The organism is Francisella sp. SYW-9 (assembly GCF_008711465.1).
Classification (GTDB): Bacteria; Pseudomonadota; Gammaproteobacteria; order Francisellales; family Francisellaceae; genus Francisella.
Map to the genome: position 1 here is coordinate 1 of NZ_VXKQ01000074.1, position 512 is coordinate 512.

Below are 512 nucleotides of genomic sequence, written 5' to 3' on the forward strand. Positions count from 1 at the left end.
TTTTTTTTTCTTCTTTTTCTTCTCTTTTTTTCCTTCCTTTTTTCTCTTTTCCTTTTCCTTTTTCTTTTCCTTTTTCTTTTTTCTTTTTTTCTTTTTTTTTCTTCTTTTTTTCCCCTTTCTTTTCTTTTTCTCCTTCTTCTCTTTTTTTTCCTTTCCCTCTCTTCTCTCTTCCTTTTTTTTTTCTTTTTTTCCTTTCTTCTCATCTTTTTTCTTTTCCTTCTTCTTCTTTTCTTTTTCTTCTTTTTTATTCTCCATTTTTTCTCTCTTTTTATTTTTTTCCTTTTTTTTTTTTCATTTTTTTTTTTTCTTTGTTTTTTCCTCCCCTTTTTTTTTTCTTTCCTTCTTCTTTTCTCTTTTTTCTTCTCTCCCTTTTTTTTTCTTTTTCTCCATCTTTTCTTTCTTCTTTTTTTTTTTTTTTTTTCTTTCCTTTTCCTTTTCCTTCTTTTTCTTTTTTTCCTTTTCCTTTACCCTTTTTTTTTATTTTTGTTTCTTTTTCTTTTTCTTTTTTTCCT

2 protein-coding genes are annotated in these 512 nt (G+C 24.0%); both read right to left on the bottom strand.

From position 1 onward, the window contains the following. A partial coding sequence (locus F3D62_RS13320) for a hypothetical protein (RefSeq protein ID WP_191092627.1) occupies nt 1-255 on the bottom strand: 255 nt, incomplete at its 3' end. A 13-nt stretch (nt 256-268) separates the two neighbouring features. Next, on the bottom strand, nt 269-512 hold a 244-nt coding region (locus tag F3D62_RS13325; protein WP_191092628.1), incomplete at its 5' end, for a hypothetical protein.